This is a genomic window from Lutibacter sp. B1 (assembly GCF_012524075.1).
GTDB lineage: Bacteria > Bacteroidota > Bacteroidia > Flavobacteriales > Flavobacteriaceae > Lutibacter.
The window spans coordinates 172,748-188,660 of the sequence record NZ_JAAZUI010000003.1; the positions used below are offsets into that span (position 1 = coordinate 172,748).

Sequence of the window (15,913 nt, forward strand, 5' to 3'; positions counted from 1 at the left end):
AATTGAATATGAAAATAATTAAATTAATAATTTTAGGGGTGTTTGCATTAAATATATCATTAATGTACAGTCAGCAAGATCCTCAATATACCCAATACATGTATAATATGCATGTATTAAATCCTGCTTATGCAGGCTCTCAAGGTACTTTAAGTATAGGTTTATTGGGGAGAACACAATGGGAAGGTATTGATGGTGCTCCTAGAACTATAACCGCAACGATAAATGCTCCAATAGGTAAAAATGTTGGTATGGGATTTTCTGTAATTGCTGATGAAATAGGCCCTGTTAAAGAGCAAAATGTATATGCAGATTTTTCTTATACAATAGAAACTTCAGATGAAGGCAGACTTGCTTTTGGGATTAAGGGAGGATTTACATTTCAAACAATTGATTTTTTAAGATTATCTACAAACCAACAAGATGATCCTTTATTTGCAGAAAATTTAAATGAAACCTATCCAAATTTTGGAGCCGGTGCTTTTTATTATACTGATGAATTTTATATAGGATTATCAATGCCAAATATGTTAGAAACAAGGCATTTTGAAAAAAAGAAAGGAATCATAAGTAAAGCCTCTGAGAATATGCACTATTTTTTAACAAGTGGTTATGTATTTGATCTTTCATATGATGTAAAATTAAAACCATCTGTTATGCTTAAAGCTGTTAGCGGAGCTCCTTTATCTGTTGATGTATCCGCTAATGCATTAATTTACGATGCTTTAGAGTTAGGTTTGTCGTGGAGGGTTGATGATTCTGTAAGTGGAATGATTAATTTTTTAATAACAGATAACTTAAGATTAGGCTATGCTTACGATTATACTTTAACAAACCTTGGAGATTTTAATAATGGTTCTCATGAAGTGTTTTTATTGTATGATTTAGATTTATCTAGAAGAGATTTAAGATCACCAAGATTCTTTTAATTAAAATTAACGGATAATGATTAAAAAAATTACCATAATATTTATTTTCCTTACTGTTTTTATTTCAAAGGCACAGGAGGACAGATATACCATAACGAATCTTAAAATTAATAATAGTTATTCTAATTTTGGAACTACATTTTATGGAGATGATAAAGTGGTATTTTCAGCACCAAAAAAGAAATCTTATATAATAAGAAATGTTTGGGAAGGAAATAATCAACCTTTTTTAGAATTATATATTGGTGATATTCAAGAAAATGGACAATTAGCTAATGTAAAAAAGTTTTCTGATGAAATTAATACACGTTATCACGAAGCTGATGTTGCATTTACCAAAGATAAAAAAACGGTTTATTTTTCTAGGAACAATTATTTTGACGGAAAATTTAAAAAGGACTCTACAGGTATTGGTTTAATTCAGTTATACAGAGCTAAAATAAATAATGAAGGAGATTGGGTAAATATTGAGCCAATGCCTTTTAACAATGACAACTTCTCAACCGGTCACCCTGCTTTAAGTGCCGATGAAAAAACATTATATTTTATTTCTGATATGCCGGGTGGTTATGGAATAACTGATATATATAAAGCTGAAATTTATAAAGACGGCAGTTTTGGAAAACCTGAAAATTTAGGTCCAAAAATAAATACACCTGAAAGAGAAATGTTTGTTTCTATTAGTGGTAACGATGAATTGTATTTTTCTTCAGACGGAAGGAAAGATGGTTTGGGAGGACTGGATCTATATGTTTCAAAAATTACTAAAGACGGAATAACTGAACCTGAAAATTTAGGAGAACCTATGAATAGTAATAAAGACGACTTTTCATTTATTCTGGATTATGAGACCAGAAGAGGCTATTTTTCTTCAAATAGAGCCGGTGGTAAAGGTGATGATGATATTTATACTTTCATACAAAATATTCCAATTGAATTTGAGTGTACTCAAAAAGTAGAAGGTTATGTTACCGATGCCAGTACAGCTAAAATTTTACCGGGTGCATTGGTTACGTTATATGATGGTTTAGGAAATAAATTAGATAGCATGGTTGTTGGGAATACAGCTAAATACAATTTTAATTTAGATTGTAATAAGTCATACAAAGTTATAGGAACTAAAGAAGCGTATTTGCCTTACACGAAAGAATTTTATACAGCAGAAGGAGAGGAGCTTAATGTGCCATTAAGTTTAATGCCAAAACCTGCAGAAGAATTTTTACTGGAAAGAGGAAAATGTATAGTTAAAATTAATGCTATTTATTTTGATTTTGATAAGGCTGATATTAGACCTGATGCCGAAATTGAATTGAATAAAGTTGTGGATGTAATGAATAAATATCCTGATTTAATTATTGAAGGCGGTTCACATACCGACAGTAGAGGAACTTTTAAATACAATCAAACATTATCATACAGAAGAGCATTTTCTACAGTTCAATACATTATAGGAAAAGGAATTGATCCAAATCGTATATCTGCTACCGGTTATGGTGAAACTCAATTGGTAAATGGTTGTTCAGATGGTGTTAATTGTTCAGAAGAAGAGCATCAGGCCAACAGAAGAACGGAATTTGTTATTGTGAATTATGAAGATATAAAATATAAATATCCTGAAATTTGCCCAACCAAGGCTATTTCTACCAAAGAACAATTGGAATTAAAACGACTAGAAGAAATTAAGCAAAAACGATTTTTAGAATCATTAAAAACTGAATTTGTAACTGCTCATGGTAATTTAATGATAAACATAAACCCAATTTATTTCGATTTAAATTCATCGTATTTTGGAAAAGAAGTTGAAAATGAGTTGAAAAAAGTGGTTGAAGTGATGACCAGATACCCTGAAATTATTATTGAATGTGGTTCACATACCGATTCTAGAGCCAGCAGTAATTATAATACATGGTTATCTGAACGTAGAGCTAAAAGAATTGTAGATTATATAATTTCAAAAGGTATTTCTCCAGATAGAATTTACGAAAAAGGCTATGGTGAAACTAACTTAGTAAATAACTGTAAGGATGGAGTTAAATGTTCTGATAGCGAACATGAACAAAACCGCAGAACAGAATTTGTTGTAATTAACCCGGAAGTTATTAAGAAATAAAAAAATAAAGAGTTGTGGAAGAGGGTTTATTCTTCTATAGTAGATATTTTGTGGGGAAATTCTACACTCAAAACCTCACACAACTCTTTTTTTGTTAAAAAAAGGATTTAAATGTATTAAAAATTAAAATTGAACGTTAATAAAATAATAAGTTTTTTAAATAAAATAAAAGAGTACTAATTGAGGTTCTTTTCTTCTATAGTAGACATTTTGTGGGGAAATTCTACACTCAATACCTCAATCAACTCTTTTTTTAATTCTTTTTATAAAAAGAATTAATGAACGCTATTTTAATAGCAACAAAAAAAAACACTGCATTTGCAGTGTTTTTTAATTTATAGATAAAAAAAGTATTATAGCTCAAAACCTAAATCAACACCTAATTTTTTGGCTATTAATTTGCTAATTCTCTTTTTTAATTGGGGAATTTTAATTTTGTTGACTACATCATTTCCAAAAGCATAAAGTAATAAGGCTTTAGCTTCTTTTTTAGGTATTCCTCTTGATTGCATATAAAATAAAGCACTTTCATCTAATTGTCCAATAGTACAACCGTGAGAACATTTAACATCATCAGCAAAAATCTCTAATTGTGGTTTGGCATTAATTGTAGCACCATCATCAATTAAAATAGTATTGTTTTGCTGAAATGCATTTGTTTTTTGTGCTTCTTGTTGTACAATCACTTTACCATTAAAAACTCCTGTAGATTTATCGGCATAAATTCCTTTATACAATTCGTGGCTTTCACAATTTGGAAATTTATGGTTAATTAAAGTATGATTATCTACATGTTGTTTTTCATTTAAAATAGAAACACCATTAAGGTTTGATGTAATATACTCGCCTTCATGGTAAAACTCTAAATTATTTCTGGTTAAATTTCCTCCAAATGAAAAGGTATTAACAGAAGCTACACTCTGTTGTTTTTGCGAAACAAATGTATTGTCAATTAATGAAGATTTCTCTGTGTCATTTTGAATTTTATAATAATCAACAATAGCTCTTTTATGTGCAAAAATTTCAGTTACCGAGTTTGTAAAAGCTGTGTTGTTAGATAAATTTTGATGACGTTCAATAATTTGAACATGTGAATTTTCTCCAACAATAACCAAATTACGTGGTTGCAATAATACCTCTTTTTCACTACCTGTTGAAAAATGAAGAATTTGAATTGGCTTTTGTACAATGGTGTTTTTTGGGATGTTAATAAAAGCACCTTCTTTAGCAAATGCGGTATTAAGTTCAGCTAAACTATTATTTTCTTTGGCAATTGAATTAAAATAATTATCAATTACCATTTTGTATTTTGGTCTTGATAAAGCTGATGATAAAACACAAACATCACAATCTTCGTGTGTAGTATCTGATAAAAAAGAACTAAAAACACCATCAATAAAAATTAGTGTGTAAGATTCAATTTCATTTATTAAATACTTTTCAATGTATTTAAAACCAATAGTTCTTTCAGTTTGTATTGAAGGGAAAAGACTAAAATCATGTTTTAATAAAGGTTTTAGACTTGTATATTTCCATTCTTCATCCTTTTTTGTAGGAAATCCTTCCTTCTCAAAATTTTGAATAGCTTTAGCTCTAATTGAATGTACATTTGAATCAAGGTCAAAAACACCATTATTTTCAAATGCCAAAAATGAAGAAACTAACTTATCTTTTAATTCCATAATAATTTTATTTCAACCAGTCGTATCCTTTTTCTTCTAATTCTAAAGCTAATTCTTTACCTCCGGATTTTACAATTTTACCATTATGTAAAACATGAACAAAATCAGGAATAATATAATCTAATAAACGTTGGTAATGTGTAATTACTAAAACTGCATTGTCTTTATTTTTTAGTTTGTTAACTCCATTAGCAACCACTTTCAAAGCGTCAATATCTAAACCGGAATCAGTTTCATCTAAAATTGCCAATTTAGGTTCTAACATTGCCATTTGAAAAATTTCATTACGTTTCTTCTCACCTCCAGAAAATCCCTCGTTTAAAGATCGCGATAAAAACTTACGATCAATTTCTAACAAATCTGCTTTTTCACGAATCAATTTCAGTAAATCTTTTGCAGGTAAATCATCCAAACCGTTTGCTTTTCTGGTTTCGTTTATAGCAGTTTTAATAAAATTGGTAACTGTTACTCCAGGAATTTCAATTGGATATTGGAACGATAAAAAGATACCTTTATGAGCTCTTTCTTCAGGTGCTAAATCTTCTAAATCTTCACCATTTAAAATTACTGAACCCTCTGTAACTTCATATTCTTCTTTTCCTGCGATAACTGCTGAAAGCGTACTTTTACCGGAACCATTTGGTCCCATAATTGCGTGAATTTCACCTGCTTTTATTTCGAGATTTATTCCTTTTAAAATCTCCTTATCATTTATACTTGCGTGTAAATTTTTTACTTGTAACATTTTTAAATAGTATTAAAGTCTAAAAGACAAAAGTCTTAAAGCCTTATTTTTTTAAATATTTTATAAACCCACTTATCATTTTTGAAATTTCAAGTGTGTCATTTTTTAATTCATTAAAATCATTTTCATTTAAATATTCCAAATCATGAGCTAAATAAAGTTGAGAGCGAACCTCACCAGCCGATGCTTTTGCAACATTTAAAAAATAAATAAACTCTTTGTCAGAACTTCGTTCAAAACCTTCTGCAATATTTGAACTTATTGAAACAGTAGCTTTTCTAATTTGTCTGCAAAAGTCAAAATCTTTAGAAAACAAATTGTTATTAGTTTTTACATAAATCAATTTATTTAAGCTTCTTGCTTTTTTCCAACACTCAATATCTTCAAAAAAACGTATCATAAACTTTTTATAGCTTTTACACTTTTAACTTTTACACTTTTGACTTATTAACCTACGGATCCTTCTAAACTAATTTCTAATAATTTTTGTGCTTCAACAGCAAACTCCATTGGTAGCTTATTTAATACCTCTTTACTAAACCCATTTACAATTAAGGCGATAGCTTTTTCGGTACCTATACCACGTTGATTGCAATAAAATAATTGGTCTTCACCAATTTTACTTGTTGTGGCTTCGTGCTCAATTTGAGCTGTTTTATTTTTTGATTCAATATAAGGAAATGTATGCGCTCCACATTTATTACCCATTAATAATGAGTCACATTGCGAAAAATTACGGGCATTATTAGATCTAGGACTTACTTGAACTAAACCTCTGTATGAGTTTTGTGATTTTCCTGCTGAAATTCCTTTAGAAATAATAGTGCTTTTTGTATTGTTTCCTAAATGAATCATTTTTGTACCGGTATCAGCTTGCTGAAAGTTATTGGTAACTGCAATTGAGTAAAATTCGCCAACAGAGTTATCGCCTTTTAATACACAACTTGGGTATTTCCAAGTTACTGCACTACCGGTTTCAACTTGTGTCCAAGAAATTTTAGCATTTGTTTCGCATAAACCACGTTTGGTTACAAAATTGAAAACACCACCTTTTCCTTCTTTGTCACCCGGGAACCAGTTTTGAACTGTTGAATATTTTATTTCGGCATCATCCAATGCAATTAATTCAACAACTGCTGCGTGTAATTGGTTTTCATCTCGTTGAGGCGCAGTACATCCTTCTAAATAGCTTACGTAACTTCCTTCGTCAGCAATTACTAAAGTGCGTTCAAATTGTCCTGTTCCACTTTCGTTGATTCTAAAATAGGTTGATAATTCCATAGGGCAAGTAACACCTTTTGGAATATAACAGAAAGAACCATCAGAAAAAACGGCCGAATTTAAAGCTGCATAGAAATTATCTGTTTTAGGAACAACGCTTCCCATATATTTTTTAACCAATTCAGGATGCTCTTGTATAGCTTCTGAAATTGGGCAAAATATAATTCCTTTTTCGTTTAATGTCTTTTTAAAAGTTGTAGCAACCGAAACTGAATCCATAACCACATCAACAGCAACATTAGATAAACGTTTTTGTTCATCTATTGAAATCCCAAGTTTTTCAAAAGTTTTTAATAACTCAGGATCAACTTCATCTAAACTTCCTAATTTTTCTTTTTTCTTAGGAGCTGAATAGTAGCTTATATCTTGAAATGAAGGCTTTTTATAGTGAACATTCGCCCAATTAGGCTCTTCCATTTCTTTCCAAATTTTGAAAGCTTCCAAACGCCATTCAGTCATCCATTTAGGTTCATTTTTCTTTTTAGAAATTGCAATTACAACATCTTCATTTAAACCCACAGGAAATTTATCAGCTTCAATATCTGTATAAAAACCGTACTCGTATTCTTTGGTTTCCAGTTCTTTTTTTAAATCGTCTTCAGTAAATTTATTCATAAGTTTTAAAAGTTTTAAAGTTGAAAGTTTATAAAGTTGAATTTAAATATTTAATAAACCCACTTATTAACTTAGAAACTTCACTTAATTTATCTTTTAAATTATTAAATTCTTCAAAATTAATATATTCTAAATTGTAAGCTAAATAAATTTGAGATCTACATTACATTTTCCGGCAGAAGCTTTAGCTATAAACAAAAATCGAATAAATTCTTTTGTTGTTTCTCTTTCAAATCCCTCAGCAATATTTGATGAAATTGAAATAGAGGATCTTCTTATTTGAACTCGTAATCCGAAATCTTTAGTAAAAGTTGTATTTGTGTTTGTAACGGAATAAATAGTTTTATTTAGTTTTCTTGACTTTTGCCAAGCAATAATATTTTCTAATGAATCTAATTTTGCCATTAACTTTTTAAACTTTACAAACTTTTAACTTTTTAACTATAAAGAAAAACTTTCGCCACAACCACAAGTTCTATTAGCATTCGGATTGTTAAATACAAAACCTGTTCCATTTAATCCACCGGAATATTCCAATGTTGTTCCAACAAGGTATAAAAAGCTTTTTTTGTCAACAATAATTTTTACATCATTATCTTCAAAAACCTTATCACCTTCTTGTTGTTCTTTGTCAAATTTTAATTCGTATGAAAGCCCAGAACAACCACCACTTTTAACTCCAACTCTAACATAATCAGTATTTGGGTTAAAGCCGTCATCATTCATAAGCTCAAGAACTTTCTTTTTTGCTATGTCTGAAACTTTTATCATTACTTAAATAGATTAATTCTAAATTAATGCAAATATAGTTGTTAAATATGATATTTATCACATTTAAACAATTGAATTACACAATAATCTAATAGATATATCTTATAAAAACAAAAATACAGTTTTCCTTCTAAAATGTTTAAAACAATGTTACTCTTTTTGTTTTGTTATTATAAACAAATACAAACTAACTTTTCAATATCTTTGCAAAATGATAGAAGATAAAAACCAAGCACGTACAAGTTTGTCTGAATTAGGGGAATTCGGATTGATAAATCATTTAACAAAAAATATTACTATTAAGCAAAAGTCAACCACAAAAGGTGTTGGAGATGATGCTGCTGTAATTGAATTTAAAGATAGTCAAGTTTTAATTACTACAGATTTATTAATTGAAGGTGTGCATTTTGATTTAAGTTATATGCCTTTAAAACATTTAGGTTATAAAGCTGTAATGATAAACTTATCTGATATTTATGCGATGAATGGTAATGCTACGCAAATAACAGTTTCAATAGCAGTTTCAAACCGTTTTCCTGTAGAAGCTATAGAAGAATTATATGAAGGAATTTATTTGGGCTGTAAAATGTACAATGTTGATTTAATTGGGGGAGACACTTCATCATCTACAAAAGGACTTTTAATAAGTATTACTGCTGTTGGAGAAGTTAAAAAAGAAGATATTGTTTATAGAAATGGAGCAAAACCAAACGATTTGTTGGTTGTAACAGGCGATTTAGGAGCTGCTTATTTAGGTTTACAAGTGTTAGAACGAGAAAAACAAGTTTTTCAGGTAAATCCAAATTCGCAACCCGATTTAACAGATTATTCTTATTTAATTGAAAGACAGTTAAAACCTGAAGCTAGAAAAGATATTGTAAAATTATTGAAAGAATTAGATGTAAAACCAACTTCAATGATTGATATTTCTGATGGATTATCTTCCGAAATATTACATATTTGTTCGCAATCTAAAGTTGGATGTAATTTGTATGAAGAAAAAATTCCTTTAGACCCTCAAGTAATTTCAACTTGTGAAGAATTTGAATTAAACAGTACTACAATTGCTTTAAGTGGAGGTGAAGATTACGAATTGTTATTTACCATTTCGCAAGAAGATTTTCCTAAAATAAAAGGGAATCCACATTTAACGGTTATTGGTCATATTATTGATGAAAGTGAAGGTGCAAATTTAATTACCAGAGCAAATCAGAAAATACAATTAACGGCTCAAGGGTGGAATGCTTTACTAAAAAAGTAATTTTATAAATTATCAATGTTACACCTGAGTAGGGGTGTCTTTTGGTTTAGATTTCTAAATGTTTTTATTGAGGTTCTTTTTTACAAGAATGACATTAACCTTTTTATTTGCAATTTTTTATAAAAGAGTTCAAAACACTTACTAATTCATTTTTGTTTTCTATATGGCTCATATGCCCATCAGGAAATTCAACTTTTTGAACTTTAGTGTTTTTAGTCTGTTCAATTAAAGAATTATAATCTAACGCAGGGTCTTCTTTTCCAATAATCATTTGTATCGGATAAGAAGCATTTTTTAGAATTGAAGTATTGTTTTTTCTAATTTTCATTCCTTCAAGAGCTGCTATAATACCTTGTGGACTTATTTTTAAAGCTTCATTGGTTATTTCCTCTATTTCTTTTTTGTAAAGCTCTCTATTTTTTTCAGCAAAAAGCATTGGAATAGACAGTCTAACAAATGTTTTATGATTTTGTTTTACAGCTTTAATACCTCTGTTTCTATTCATTATTTTTTCTTTAGAATCGGGTAAAGCAGTTGAATTCATTAAACATAAACCTTTAATATTTTTAGGAAATAATTTTGCAAACTCCAAAGCAATATAACCACCCATACTATGTCCAATCAGAATGTATTTTCTTAATTTTAAATGGTCTAAAACCTTTTTGATCATTAAAGCCTGATCTTCCATAGTATGTACATAACCATGACTTTCAGTTTCGCCATGCCCTAATAAATCTATACAAACAACTCTGTATTTTTGAGAGTATACTTCAGTAATAGTATTCCACATAGCCCTGTTTTCTAAAAACCCGTGTAACAAAACAACAGCTTTTCCTTTTCCTGTTGTTGAGAAGTGAACATTGGTATTTTTACATAGTATATCCATATTATAAAAATAACTGTTTTTAAGCTTAAATATTTTAATTCTTTAAACTTTTTATTGCTGAAAAAGCTTTGTCAACAACCTCATCTTCAACTAAAATGGTGAATTCGTTAGTTGTAGAAACCACTTCGTATAATGAAATACCTTCCCAAGCAAGGCGTTTAAAAAACTGATAATACAATCCGGCAATTTTTGTGTTTTCTTTAGGTAAACCTATAGTTATAGCCGATAAATTATCTTGAACGGTAGTACAATCTTCGTTTTTATAACTTTCTTCAATATGCTTTTTTAATGCAGTGGTAATTAAAACATTACTTTCGTGTACACCACGGGTAAAAGTGTAAAAAATATGAGGATCTTCTTTTATAACCTCCAACATTTTTAAATGACTGTGAATTAAGCTGCTTGAGTTTTTAAAAGTATAATCTGAAAGATCGGAACGAACGGTAATATCTCCTAAATTTTGTAAAACTTTATTTAATTTAATTTTATTCGCCATTTCTTTTGGCGGACTGTAACGTCGTAAAGCCATCATTATAGCGCCCGATTTTACAGGTTTGCGTAACATTTTTGAAATAGGATCTTTTAATTCTTCAGCTAAAGCGCTGTAATTTAAAATGTTTCGAGTTAAGGCATCTTCTAAAAACGGTTGTGAAACTAAAATTTCTTCAACACAAGTGGCAATTGTTTTCATTTGTTAAATAGTTAACAGTTTGTGCAAAAATAGTTTATAATTTTTAAATAATAACAATAAGTTGAAAATCCTTTTAATTTCGCATATTCAAAATAAAAAATAAATGAAAGTTTTAAAATTTGGAGGAACCTCGGTAGGTTCAATTGAAAATATTAAACGTGTAAGAGAAATTATTACGGATGGAGATAAAAAAATTGTGGTTCTTTCAGCAATGTCTGGTACTACAAATGCTTTAGTTGAAATTTCCGACTTCATAAAAAATAACAACTCTAATCAAGCTTTGGTTAGTATAGATAATTTGTACCATAAATACACTATTGTTTTAGATGATTTAATTGAAGTTTCAGAATTAAAACAAGAAGTTGGTAATTATATTGATAAGGTTTTCGATTTTTTAAAGGCTTGTTCTTCAGAAAAACATTCAGAATTTTTATACAATAAAATTGTTGCACAGGGAGAATTGTTGTCTACATTCATTTTTACAAAATATTTAAATCAGGAAGGAGTAAACGCAAGGTTATTACCTGCTTTAGATTTTATGAGAATTGATAAACTGCATGAGCCGGACGATTTTTATATCAAACAAAATTTACAAAGAATAATTAATGATGCCTTACCTGCAGATATTTATATTACTCAAGGTTTTATATGTTTAGATGCGTATGGTAATGTAGCTAATTTACAACGTGGTGGCAGTGATTATACCGCAACAATTATTGGAGCGGTAGTTGAAGCTGATGAGGTACAAATTTGGACTGATATTGATGGAATGCACAACAACGATCCACGATTTGTAGAAAATACACATGCAATTTCAAATTTATCTTTTGATGAAGCAGCAGAGTTAGCTTATTTTGGAGCTAAAATATTACATCCGCAAACAGTTATGCCGGCTCGCGAAGCTAATATTCCTGTACGTTTAAAAAACACGATGGATCCGGAGTCTTACGGAACTTTAATTTCACAAGAAACAAAAGGTGATGGTATTAAAGCGATTGCTGCAAAAGATAATATAACAGCGATAAAAATTAAATCGGCCAGAATGTTGTTGGCTCATGGTTTTTTGAAAAAAGTATTTGAAATTTTCGAAAAATACGAAACTTCAATTGATATGATTACAACTTCAGAAATTGCAGTTTCATTAACTATTGATGATGATAGTAATTTGAGTTCAATAGTAGAAGAACTTGAGAAATTTTCAACTGTAGAGGTTGATAATCAGCAAACGATAATTTGTTTGGTTGGTCATTCTATAGTAAAACATCATGAAACGCATAAATTATTTAAAGTATTACAAGATATTTCTGTTAGAATGATTTCTTATGGAGGAAGTAATAATAATATTTCACTTTTAGTAAATACAAACGATAAAATTACAGCGTTGAAACGTTTAAATAAATACGTTTTTGATTTAGTAATTTCATAAATTGCTTAGATTAATTTGGTTAAATGAAACTCGGGATTTAATTCCGAGTTTTTTATTTAGTTGATTCTTGTTTTTCAATTTTTTTGATAAAATAAGAAGGATAAATACCTGTTTTTTTATAAAATGCTTTAGAAAATGACTCAGCATTGTTAAAACCAACTTCATTAGCAATTGCTTTTATAGAATATTTTCTACAGATTTCACTTTCTTTTAAAGTTTCAATGCAGTAATCAATTCGTAAATCGGAAATGTAAGTACTAAAATTTTTTCCTTTATAAAAATTAATAATTTTTGATAAATAATTTGAATTTGTGTTGAGAGATTTTGATAAACTGTTTAATGTAATGCTATTGTCTAAAAAAAGATTGTTGGCTTCAAAATTATTCAGTCCATCTATAATTAATTGTAAAGTTTCCTCGGGAATACCCATTAATTTTTCTGATGCTTTTTCAGAATGATTTACGTCTTTAAGATTACCGGAAATAAGTTTATTAAAGCGTTGCTTATATAAACGATGTTTTTTTACAAGCCAAATAACAACGCTTAGGGCAACAAGTATTATTAATGATAATAAATAGATTATGAGTGATGATTTTTTATTTTTTGAATTTAAAGATTTTATAATTTTTTCTTTTTCTGAAAGAAGTTGAGGTGTATCATATTTTTTAACAATAGCTTCATTTAAATGAATACTATTTCTTTTAATAATGCTGTCAATATATAGAAGGCGATCAATATATTTTAGCTGATTTTCGATATCATTAGCTTGCTTATAGTAGTTCACAAAATATTCTTGAATATCTCTAACTTCCGGTACAACATCCTGCGAGGCTTCATAAATAGAGTCAGCTTTTTTAAAGTGATAAAATGCTTTTTCGTCTGAATTTAAATCTTTAAAAATCAACCCTCTATAATAATGTTGGTTTAATAGTGCATTTGTTGATAATTTATCATAAGGGAGAGCTTTATCTAAACTATCTATTGATGCTTTATAATTTTTTTTGTAATAGGTAGCTATACCGGCTTGAGATACAAAAATGAAGTAATTAAACTTATCATTTTTATTTATTGAATTATGTATGCCTAAATTTATATAAATTAATGAAGAATCCGGTTTTTTTTGTAAAATATAGATGTTAGATAAGTGAAAATATACTTTTAGAACAAGTTCATCATAGCTTTTTAATTTTTTTAATTCGTTTGTTTTAAGTGTTTTAAGTTGGGATTTAAAAATATTTTTAGCCTCGTTATAGTTTCCCAAAAAATATTTTAATTCTCCAATGGCATTTTTAACGTAAAAGAGTTGGAATAAGTTATTTCTTTCAGAAGCGTATTTATGTGCAGTTAAATAATTATTTAAAGCAATACTGTAATTTCCTTTTATGAAATAACATTGTCCTTTTAACAAATATCCAAATCCAGGGTAAATAGGACTATAAATTTTTTCAGTAAATTGAATTAAACTATCACAGTATTTTATGGATTCTCCTATGTTTAAAGAACTATTAATAGATGCTAATTTTGAATATCCACTTGCAATTTTTATGGTATCATTTTCATTTTTTGCTTTGTTCAAATAGGTACTTGCAAAGACTTTTGATTTTAGAGAATCTGAAGAGTATATATTAAGTTTTTCGAATAGATCACTATAGCTTTTTTTTTGTAATGAATCTGGTATATAAAATTTTTGTGTTTTTTGAGAATAACCATAAGTTAAATAAGTTATTATCAGTATAAAAATGATTTTTTTTAAATGTATAAGTAATGATGAATAATGAACATTATTTTTTTTCATAAATTTTTAACTGCAATACATTACATATAACAAAAGTAAAAAAAAATGATTTTAAAGAAGCTTGTTAATTAAACTAAATATTATACTTTTTAACAAAAGAGTAATCTTATTTAATTTTCTTAAATCAATAATAAATGGTATAAAATTGTTAATAAACGGTCTAAATTCATGAATATAGAGTTATTTACTTTTTATGTTAGTTTTTAGTGATGTACATTTGTGTTAAATATTAGACCTCAGATTTTTAGAATAATAATCAACCCTAAAGTTTGAGTATAATTTTGAGGAAAATTGCAAATAAAAAAACTCGAGACTAGTCTCGAGTTTTTTTATTTTAAATAGTTTAAAAAATTAAGAATTCATTAAATCTTCAATTTCCTCAACTTCAATAGGAATATTTTTCATTAAGTTAAAAGGTTCTCCTTTTTGTTGAATTACAACATCATCTTCAATTCGAATACCTAAACTTTCTTCTGGAATATAAATACCGGGCTCAACTGTAAAAACCATACCGGCTTGCATAGGCGTTTTTAGCGCTCCGTAATCATGCGTATCTAAGCCTAAATGGTGTGAAGTTCCGTGCATAAAGTATTTTTTGTATGCCGGCCAGTTTGGGTCTTCGTTTTTAACATCAGTTTTATCAATTAAACCTAAGCCTAATAATTCAGAAGTCATTATTTTACCAACTTCTTTATGGTATTCAGCCCAATAAGTTCCGGGAGTCAACATCTTGGTAGCTTCATTTTTAACTCTTAAAATAGCATTATAAACAGCCTTTTGTCTGTCAGTAAAACGACCATTTACAGGTATTGTACGAGTCATATCACTTGAATAGTTAGCATATTCTGCACCAACATCAAGCAGTAACATATCACCATCTTTACATTCTTTATTGTTTTGAATATAGTGTAAAACACAAGCGTTAAATCCGGAACCAATAATTGGAGTGTATGCAAAACCTTTTGATCTGTTCCATAAAAACTCGTGCATAAATTCCGCTTCAATTTCGTATTCCATAACTCCTGGTTTTACAAATTGCAGAATTCTTCTAAAACCTTTTTCGGTAATGTTACAAGCAGTTTGCATCAGGTCAATTTCTTCAGGCTCTTTTACACCACGAAGTTTTTGTAAAATTTGATTGCTTTTTTCCCATTTGTGAGCCGGAAATTTTGCTTTACACGATTTGATAAAACGATCTTCTCTGGTTTCCATTTCAACAGACTGGCGGTAATGCTCATTAGTGTTAAAATATACCGTTTCGGCTTCAGTCATTAAATCATAAAATACTTTATTAAAATCTTGTAACCAATAAATTGTTTTTACGCCGGATGTTTTTGTAGCTTGTTCTTTAGTTAATTTTTCTCCTTCCCATATTGCAATATGCTCATTCGTTTCTTTTAAAAATAAAATTTCTTTATTTTCTTTATTAATAGAATCAGGAAAAAGAACCAAAATACTTTCTTCTTGGTCAACACCACTTAAATAAAAAAGATCTCGTTGTTGTTCAAAAGGAAGAGCACTGTCGGCTCCGGTAATAAATATGTCGTTAGAATTAAAAATAGCAATTGATTTTGGTTTCATAAAGGAAGTAAATTTTGCTCTGTTTTTAATAAAAAGCTGATTGCTTATAGGATGGTATTTCATTATAGTACGTTTTATAATATTGATTATTAAAACAAAGTTATAAATTTGTTGAACAACAAACTTTAAAACCGTCTTTA

General features: G+C 28.7%; 15 protein-coding genes. 4 read left to right on the plus strand and 11 right to left on the minus strand.

What is annotated here, in order from left to right; all coding sequences use genetic code 11:
• Positions 1-8 precede the first annotated feature (8 nt).
• Positions 9-929 carry a type IX secretion system membrane protein PorP/SprF gene (locus HGB55_RS03070; RefSeq protein WP_168814552.1) on the plus strand — a complete coding sequence of 307 codons (921 nt, stop codon included), beginning with the start codon at positions 9-11 and terminating at the stop codon, positions 927-929.
• Between the two features lie 16 nt (positions 930-945).
• Positions 946-3,039 carry an OmpA family protein gene (locus tag HGB55_RS03075; RefSeq protein ID WP_168814554.1) on the plus strand — a complete coding sequence of 698 codons (2,094 nt, stop codon included), beginning with the start codon at positions 946-948 and terminating at the stop codon, positions 3,037-3,039.
• Between the two features lie 353 nt (positions 3,040-3,392).
• Here the strand turns inward: HGB55_RS03075 and sufD are convergent, their stop codons facing one another.
• The 7 genes from sufD to HGB55_RS03105 are packed head-to-tail and all read right to left on the minus strand — an operon-like array spanning position 3,393 to position 8,133.
• Positions 3,393-4,721, minus strand: a complete 1,329-nt coding sequence (gene sufD, locus HGB55_RS03080; RefSeq protein WP_168814555.1) for a Fe-S cluster assembly protein SufD — start codon at positions 4,719-4,721, stop codon at positions 3,393-3,395.
• 7 nt (positions 4,722-4,728) lie between these two features.
• Positions 4,729-5,466: a Fe-S cluster assembly ATPase SufC gene (sufC, locus tag HGB55_RS03085; protein ID WP_168814556.1), complete on the minus strand. Its 738-nt coding sequence runs from the start codon at positions 5,464-5,466 to the stop codon at positions 4,729-4,731.
• A gap of 43 nt (positions 5,467-5,509) precedes the next feature.
• Positions 5,510-5,866, minus strand: coding sequence for a four helix bundle protein (locus HGB55_RS03090; protein WP_168814558.1), 357 nt, complete (start codon positions 5,864-5,866; stop codon positions 5,510-5,512).
• Between the two features lie 47 nt (positions 5,867-5,913).
• Positions 5,914-7,362, minus strand: coding sequence for a Fe-S cluster assembly protein SufB (gene sufB / locus HGB55_RS03095; RefSeq protein WP_168814560.1), 1,449 nt, complete (start codon positions 7,360-7,362; stop codon positions 5,914-5,916).
• 28 nt (positions 7,363-7,390) lie between these two features.
• On the minus strand, positions 7,391-7,513 hold the full coding sequence (locus tag HGB55_RS15645; protein ID WP_371807797.1) for a hypothetical protein: 123 nt from the start codon (positions 7,511-7,513) through the stop codon (positions 7,391-7,393).
• Entirely contained in the window at positions 7,504-7,767 is a 264-nt protein-coding gene (locus tag HGB55_RS03100; protein ID WP_256368414.1) for a four helix bundle protein, read from the minus strand. Before HGB55_RS03100 ends, HGB55_RS15645 begins: the two co-directional genes overlap by 10 nt.
• 36 nt (positions 7,768-7,803) lie before the next feature.
• A complete protein-coding gene (locus HGB55_RS03105) occupies positions 7,804-8,133 on the minus strand; it encodes an iron-sulfur cluster assembly accessory protein (RefSeq protein WP_168814561.1) in 330 nt (109 codons plus the stop codon).
• Between the two features lie 211 nt (positions 8,134-8,344).
• Here HGB55_RS03105 and thiL point away from each other — a divergent pair, with 211 nt between their 5' ends.
• Positions 8,345-9,394, plus strand: coding sequence for a thiamine-phosphate kinase (gene thiL / locus HGB55_RS03110; RefSeq protein WP_168814562.1), 1,050 nt, complete (start codon positions 8,345-8,347; stop codon positions 9,392-9,394).
• Positions 9,395-9,497: 103 nt separating this feature from the next.
• On the opposite strand, the gene HGB55_RS03115 is transcribed toward thiL, so the two are convergent.
• Positions 9,498-10,280: an alpha/beta fold hydrolase gene (locus HGB55_RS03115; protein WP_168814563.1), complete on the minus strand. Its 783-nt coding sequence runs from the start codon at positions 10,278-10,280 to the stop codon at positions 9,498-9,500.
• A gap of 34 nt (positions 10,281-10,314) precedes the next feature.
• Positions 10,315-10,971, minus strand: coding sequence for a hypothetical protein (locus tag HGB55_RS03120; RefSeq protein ID WP_168814564.1), 657 nt, complete (start codon positions 10,969-10,971; stop codon positions 10,315-10,317).
• Positions 10,972-11,074: 103 nt separating this feature from the next.
• Here HGB55_RS03120 and HGB55_RS03125 point away from each other — a divergent pair, with 103 nt between their 5' ends.
• Positions 11,075-12,397 (plus strand): aspartate kinase, encoded by a 1,323-nt coding sequence (locus tag HGB55_RS03125; RefSeq protein ID WP_168814565.1) that lies wholly within the window; start codon positions 11,075-11,077, stop codon positions 12,395-12,397.
• 52 nt (positions 12,398-12,449) lie between these two features.
• Here the strand turns inward: HGB55_RS03125 and HGB55_RS03130 are convergent, their stop codons facing one another.
• Both HGB55_RS03130 and HGB55_RS03135 read right to left on the minus strand, forming a co-directional pair.
• Positions 12,450-14,192: a helix-turn-helix domain-containing protein gene (locus HGB55_RS03130; protein ID WP_168814566.1), complete on the minus strand. Its 1,743-nt coding sequence runs from the start codon at positions 14,190-14,192 to the stop codon at positions 12,450-12,452.
• A 351-nt stretch (positions 14,193-14,543) separates the two neighbouring features.
• Positions 14,544-15,836 (minus strand): aminopeptidase P family protein, encoded by a 1,293-nt coding sequence (locus HGB55_RS03135; protein WP_168814567.1) that lies wholly within the window; start codon positions 15,834-15,836, stop codon positions 14,544-14,546.
• Positions 15,837-15,913 lie beyond the last annotated feature (77 nt).

What these genes read in the sequence shown, in the direction of transcription:
- HGB55_RS03075 (WP_168814554.1), top strand. Translation starts at nt 946, where the DNA reads ATGATTAAAAAAATTACCATAATATTTATTTTCCTTACTGTTTTTATT.
- HGB55_RS03130 (WP_168814566.1), bottom strand. Translation starts at nt 14,192, where the DNA reads ATGAAAAAAAATAATGTTCATTATTCATCATTACTTATACATTTAAAA.
- HGB55_RS03090 (WP_168814558.1), bottom strand. Translation starts at nt 5,866, where the DNA reads ATGATACGTTTTTTTGAAGATATTGAGTGTTGGAAAAAAGCAAGAAGC.
- HGB55_RS03105 (WP_168814561.1), bottom strand. Translation starts at nt 8,133, where the DNA reads ATGATAAAAGTTTCAGACATAGCAAAAAAGAAAGTTCTTGAGCTTATG.
- HGB55_RS03115 (WP_168814563.1), bottom strand. Translation starts at nt 10,280, where the DNA reads ATGGATATACTATGTAAAAATACCAATGTTCACTTCTCAACAACAGGA.
- sufC (WP_168814556.1), bottom strand. Translation starts at nt 5,466, where the DNA reads ATGTTACAAGTAAAAAATTTACACGCAAGTATAAATGATAAGGAGATT.
- sufD (WP_168814555.1), bottom strand. Translation starts at nt 4,721, where the DNA reads ATGGAATTAAAAGATAAGTTAGTTTCTTCATTTTTGGCATTTGAAAAT.
- HGB55_RS03135 (WP_168814567.1), bottom strand. Translation starts at nt 15,836, where the DNA reads ATGAAATACCATCCTATAAGCAATCAGCTTTTTATTAAAAACAGAGCA.
- thiL (WP_168814562.1), top strand. Translation starts at nt 8,345, where the DNA reads ATGATAGAAGATAAAAACCAAGCACGTACAAGTTTGTCTGAATTAGGG.
- sufB (WP_168814560.1), bottom strand. Translation starts at nt 7,362, where the DNA reads ATGAATAAATTTACTGAAGACGATTTAAAAAAAGAACTGGAAACCAAA.
- HGB55_RS03125 (WP_168814565.1), top strand. Translation starts at nt 11,075, where the DNA reads ATGAAAGTTTTAAAATTTGGAGGAACCTCGGTAGGTTCAATTGAAAAT.
- HGB55_RS03070 (WP_168814552.1), top strand. Translation starts at nt 9, where the DNA reads ATGAAAATAATTAAATTAATAATTTTAGGGGTGTTTGCATTAAATATA.
- HGB55_RS03100 (WP_256368414.1), bottom strand. Translation starts at nt 7,767, where the DNA reads ATGGCAAAATTAGATTCATTAGAAAATATTATTGCTTGGCAAAAGTCA.
- HGB55_RS03120 (WP_168814564.1), bottom strand. Translation starts at nt 10,971, where the DNA reads ATGAAAACAATTGCCACTTGTGTTGAAGAAATTTTAGTTTCACAACCG.